5 protein-coding genes and 1 pseudogene are annotated in these 5,459 nt (G+C 70.9%); 4 read left to right on the forward strand and 2 right to left on the reverse strand.

From position 1 onward, the window contains the following. The 4 genes and pseudogenes from Q7W29_00360 to Q7W29_00375 all read left to right on the forward strand — a co-directional run. Positions 1 to 285, forward strand: a 285-nt coding sequence (locus Q7W29_00360; GenBank protein ID MDO9170266.1) for a hypothetical protein, incomplete at its 5' end; no start/stop codon positions are given. Positions 286 to 401: 116 nt separating this feature from the next. Beyond that, positions 402 to 1,691 (forward strand): BamA/TamA family outer membrane protein, encoded by a 1,290-nt coding sequence (locus Q7W29_00365; GenBank protein ID MDO9170267.1) that lies wholly within the window; start codon positions 402 to 404, stop codon positions 1,689 to 1,691. Between the two features lie 78 nt (positions 1,692 to 1,769). Beyond that, positions 1,770 to 2,762, forward strand: a pseudogene (gene selD / locus Q7W29_00370) (selenide, water dikinase SelD). Positions 2,763 to 2,917: 155 nt separating this feature from the next. Next, complete coding sequence (locus Q7W29_00375; GenBank protein ID MDO9170268.1) at positions 2,918 to 3,796, forward strand: HDOD domain-containing protein; 879 nt, start codon at positions 2,918 to 2,920, stop codon at positions 3,794 to 3,796. Between the two features lie 69 nt (positions 3,797 to 3,865). On the opposite strand, the gene Q7W29_00380 is transcribed toward Q7W29_00375, so the two are convergent. Continuing rightward, on the reverse strand, positions 3,866 to 5,110 hold the full coding sequence (locus tag Q7W29_00380) for a DNA recombination protein RmuC (protein MDO9170269.1): 1,245 nt from the start codon (positions 5,108 to 5,110) through the stop codon (positions 3,866 to 3,868). Positions 5,111 to 5,113: 3 nt separating this feature from the next. Further along, positions 5,114 to 5,459 (reverse strand): metalloregulator ArsR/SmtB family transcription factor (locus tag Q7W29_00385; GenBank protein MDO9170270.1); only part of this gene is annotated, 346 nt, incomplete at its 5' end.

Consider the following 5,459-nt stretch of genomic DNA (forward strand, 5'->3'; position numbering starts at 1 on the left):
GTGCGCCTGCAGCGGACCGTGCTGCGCGACGGGGTCGCGCCCGGCGCGGACCTCTGCCGCGAGGCGCTCGGGCACCTCGTGCCGACCATCGCCGCGCTCCGCCTGGCCGTTCGCGACGGCCCACCGGCGAGCCGCGAACTGCGGGACGTCCTGGCCGGGCTGACGCCGGGCGACCTCGACGCCGAACTCGCCAGGTACGGCCTGGTCTGCGCCGCCCTGCACCCCGGTCCCGAGGCCGCGACGCCGACCGACGGGCCCGCCGCCCCCCGCCTGCATCTCGTCTGACGGGGCACGCGGTCGCCTTGCCCATCCCGGGGCTTCCGTGCTACGTTGCCCCCCGTCACCTCCGCGACGCCGGCGCCGGCGCCGCCTGCCTGGACCCCGACGGAGCGGGAGCACGGATGCCGTCCCACACTTCCCCGCCGACCCGCCCGCGACGCATCTTCGCGGTCGTCTGCGCGACCGTCTGCGCGGTGCTGGCCCTGCTCGGCGCCGCCGCCGCGCGCGCCCAGAACGAGCTCACCCAAGACGCGCCCGTGTTCGGCGCGATCACCGTCGAAGGCAACACCTCCACGCAATCCGCGCTCATCCTGCACGAGCTCGGCTTCGCCGAGGGCGACCCCTTCGATTTCGAGGTCCTGGACCGGGCCTGGGAGCACCTGGAGGACCTGGGCTGGTTCGCCTACGTGGACCTGGTGGTCGACGACGAGGGCGGCGACGTCGTCCCGGTCACCGTGGTCGTCGAAGAAGACGCGACGATGCGCTACTACCCGATCATCGACTACGACCGCCGCTGGGACGTGCTGCTCGGCGCCCGCGTCTACGACATCAACCTCCGGGGCCGGGGCGAACGCCTCTCCCTCGCCGCCACCTGGTACGCGCGGCACGGCTACGACGCCGACTGGGAGCACCCCTGGCTGTTCGGCGTGGACGGCCTGTCCTGGGGCCTGGCCGCCGGCTGGGAGCGCGCCGACTTCGTCCACCGCGACACGGATTTCGACCGCTGGCAGCTCGGCACCCGGGTGCGCTGGGACTACCGCCGACCCCTGTTCGCGCAGGCCGAGCTGTCCGCCGGCGGCTTCCGCCAAGAGAGCGCCATGAGCGACCTGCCGGATCCCTGGCCGGCCGCGACGCGCCGTCGCGCGACGCTGCGCGGCACCCTCGGGCTCGACAGCCGCAACCAGCCCTGGTACCCCACGCGCGGCTTCTACCACCGGCTGATCGCCGAGCGCGTCCTCGGCGACGGGTTCGACGACTTCACGCTGCTGACCGGCGATCTGCGGGCCTTCCTGCCGCTGCCCTGGGACCACGTGCTGGCGCTGCGCACCTGGGGGCGGCGTGCCGAGGGCCGCGTCCCCCCCGAGGACCTGCTCTGGTGGGGCGGTCCCGAGACCCTGCGCGGCTACGGGTACGCCAGCGTGGTGGGCGACGAGGGCTTCCTGCTGAGCGCCGAGTACCGCTGGCCGCTGTTCCTGATGACGATCTCCGGCGACGGGCGCGTCATCGGCGTGGGCCTGCACGCCTTCTCCGACATCGGCGCGAACTGGTTCGACGGCGGCGGGCGCCACCCCCTGGCCAGCTGGGGCGGCGGCGCGCACATCAACATCTCGAACCACCAGTTCCGCTTCGAGCTGGCGGTGCCCGAGCACGATGACACGGTGTTCCAGTTCATGGACTCCTTCAATTTCTGAAGGGAGGTGAAGATGCTGCCCGGGGAGAAGGTCTACCTGACCCGCTTCGCCAAGAGCGCCGGCTGAGCGGCCAAGCTCGGCCCGGAGGGCCTCGAGGCGATCCTCGCGAATCTTCCCGATACCCGGCGTCCGGAGCTGCTGGTCGGCTACGAGACGTCGGACGATGCCGCCGTCTACGCGCTGACCGCCGAGCACGCCCTGGTCGCCACGGCCGACTTCATCACCCCGGTGCTGGACGACCCGCGCGCCTTCGGGGCGGTGGCGGCCGCCAACTCCCTGAGCGACGTCTACGCGATGGGCGGAACGCCGCTGGTCGCGCTGAACCTCTGCGGCTTCCCCGAGAAGGCGCTGCCGCCCGAGGTCATGGGCGAGATCTTCGCCGGCGCCGCCGACGTCTGCCGCGAGGCGGGGGTCGTGGTCGGCGGCGGCCACACCGTGCGCGACGACGAGGTGAAGTTCGGGCTCGCGGTGACCGGGGTCGTGCACCCGGACCGCATCCTGCGCAACAGCGCCGCCCGCCCCGGCGACCTGCTGGTGCTGACCAAGCCGCTGGGCACCGGCGCGCTGGCCGCGGCCCTGAAGAAGGGCGCGCTGCCCGAGACGGGACCGGACTACGCGGCCCTCGTCGCCACGATGATCTCCCTGAACCGCTGCGGCGCCTTCCTGCACGCCTGCGGGGTGCGGGCCTGCACCGACGTGACCGGGTTCGGCCTCGCGGGGCACGCCGCCGAGATGGCGCTGGGCGCCGGCCTGCGCTTCCACCTCGACACCGCCGCGCTGCCCCTGCTGCCCGACGCGGTCGGCCTCTGCGGCCGCGGCTTCACCTGCGGCGGCACCAGCTCCAACCGCGCCTTCGGCGCCTCGCGCGTCGGCTACGCGCCGTCGCTCGGCGAGGACCTGATCGGCCTGGTCAACGACCCCCAGACCTCCGGCGGCCTGCTTTTCGCCGTCCCGCCCGAGCGCTGCGAGGAGGCCCGCGCGGCGGCCCTGGCCCACGGCGCCCTCTGCGCGGCCGTCGTCGGCGAGGTCGGCCTACTTCCCCCCGGTTCGACTCCTCTTTTCTTCGGATAAATCGAATCTCCAGGCGCCTTCCCGCTCAAGAGCGCCCATCCCGGGCCGATAGCTTCATCACATCCGGACTTGGCGGCGCGACCCCGGTGAGGAGATCGAGGGGACCGGGAGACGCGACGGGAAGGATTCCGGGAGAGATCGAGGAGGAGCCTCACTTGTCGACTGCCACCCTGTCCCTGAAGACCATCCACCCTCGCGACCTCAAGCTGGTCGTGAAGGAAGTCCCCACGCTGCCCATCGTCTACCAGCAACTGTTCAGCAAGATGAGCGATCCCCAGGTCTCGGTGCCGCAGCTCGCCGAGATCGTCTCGCGCGACCAGGCCCTGACCACCAAGATCCTCAAGCTCGTCAACTCGGCGTTCTACGGCTACAAGCAGGAGATCAACACCATCAGCCGCGCGATGGTGATCCTCGGCTTCCGCACGGTGCGCAACGCGGCGCTGGCCATCAGCGTCTTCGACTACGTGGCCGGCATGGAGGAGGACAGCCGCTTCCCGATCGAGGACTTCTGGAAGCACAGCCTCTGCACCGCCACGATCTGCAAGATCCTGGGACAGGAGACCGGCATCAAGCAGCAGGAGGAGACGTTCACCGCCGGCCTGCTGCACGACATCGGCAAGCTGATCATGAAGAAGTACTTCACGGAGGATTTCGACGAGGTCTGCAACCACGCGCTGAACCACGGCCAGAGCTGGATCGCCACCGAATCCGAGCTGCTCAGCGTCGACCACACCAACGTCGCCAAGGCGGTGCTGCGCAGCTGGAACTTCCCGGCGAACCTGGTCGAGTCGGTCCAGTGCCACCACAGCCTGAGCTCCGGCACCTCCTACCCCGGCCTGGTGGCCCTGGTGAACGTGTCGGACCACCTCTCCTACCTGCTCGGCATGGGCGCGCCGGCGAGCCTCGCGGCCGCCGACGTCGATCCCTGGGCGCTGAGCGAGCTGAACATCACGCTGGAGAGGGCGATGCGGCTGCAGGACAAGTTCCTCGAGGAGACCAACCAGTCGCTGGAGATCATGCAGATCATCCAGTAGGGACGCGGCGATCGCGAAAGCCCCGGTCCGGCTCGCGCCGGGCCGGGGCTTTCCACGTCCGGGAACAGATCAATCGACGGCGTCTTCGGGGAGCGGGGCCGTCAGCTCCGGCGCCTGCGGCAGCCGCAGCGCCTTCTCGATGGGCGGGATCTCGGGCAGACCCTCGCCGACGGCCGCGCCGAGCTGCTCGAAGCGGCGAGCCTGCGGCAGGACGTTGCGCTCCAGCGAACCCAGGAACTTGTTGTAGCTGTCGACCGAGCGGTCGAGGTGCTGGCCGTGCCTCGCGAGGTGCTCGGCCATCGTGCGCAGCCGCCCGTAGAGGTCGCGGCCCAGCACGCTGATCTCGAGCGCGCTCTCGGTCAGCTTCTGCTGGTTCCAGCCGTAGGCCACGGCGCGCAGCAGCGCGATCAGCGTGGTGGGCGAGGCGGGGATGACCTTCTCGTTGACGCCCTTCTCGATGAGCGACGGGTCCTGGGCCAGGGCCTGGCCGAAGATGTTCTCCCCCGGCAGGAACATCACCACGAACTCGGGCGACGGCGCGAACTGGCTCCAGTAGTTCTTGAGCCCGAGCTTGCGCATGTGGTCCTGGATGTGGCGGGCGTGATCGGCGAGCAGCGCGCGCCGGCGGTCCTCGTCCACGGCCTCGACGGCCGCGAGGTAGGCGTCCAGGGGCGCCTTCGCGTCGACCACGACCTGCTGCCCGCCGGGCAGGCGCACGATCATGTCGGGCCGCAGCCGGCCGTCCTCGCCCTCGACCGAGGCCTGCTCCACGAAATCCACGTAGTCCAGCATGCCCGCCATCTCGACGACCTTGCGCAGCTGCAGCTCGCCCCAACGGCCGCGCACCTCGGGCCGGCGCAGGGCCTGCACCAGGTTGGAGGTCTCGGACTTCAGGGCGCGCTGGTCGTCGTTGACCGTGCCGATGAGCCGCACGAGGTCGGCGTGCGTCGCCGCCCGCTGCTTCTCGAGCTGGGTGATCTCGAGGGTGACCTTGGCGAGGGTGTCGCCGATGGGCTTCACCAGCCCCTCGACGGCTTGCTGGCGCTGGGCCAGCTCGCCGGCGGCGCGGGCCACGACCTTCTCCAGCTCCGGGCGCGCGAGCTGCAGGAAGCTCTCGTTGTTCAGGCGCAGCGCGTCGGCGGCGACGGCCAGGAAGGCGTCGCGCTGCGCGCCGCCGTCGCGGTCGCGCCGGGCCAGCTCGTCCTCGAGGCGCGCGGCCTTCTCGCGCAGGGTCGCCTCGCGCGCCCGGGCGAGCAGGTGGACCAGGACCCCTCCCGCCAGCAGTCCGGCCAGGGCGGCGAGCAGCGCGTCCACGCGCTAGTCCTGTTCGCGGATGAGGTTGGTCAGACCCATCTGGTCCTCGAGGCGCTCGACGAGGATGGTGCGGGTCAGGGAACAGGCTTCCGTGATCTTCTGGGAGCGCAGGCTGTAGTAGACGTTGATGCCGTCCTTGCGCGTGTTGACGACGCCGGCCTGCCGCAGCACGGCCAGGTGCTGCGAGGTGTTGGCCTTGGGGATCTCGAGCCGCTCGGCCAGCTCGTTGACGCAGATCTCGCCCGCTTCCTTCAGGATGTCCAGGATCTCGAGACGCTTCGGGTTCGAGAGCGTCTTGCACAGTTCGGCTTGCATCTCGTAGAGCTTCTTGTCCACGTCGGACCCCTTG

This window comes from bacterium, from assembly GCA_030654305.1.
Taxonomy (GTDB): Bacteria; Krumholzibacteriota; Krumholzibacteriia; order LZORAL124-64-63; family LZORAL124-64-63; genus PNOJ01.

Coding starts and splice junctions, on each gene's coding strand:
- Q7W29_00365 (MDO9170267.1), top strand. CDS start 402: ATGCCGTCCCACACTTCCCCGCCGACCCGCCCGCGACGCATCTTCGCG.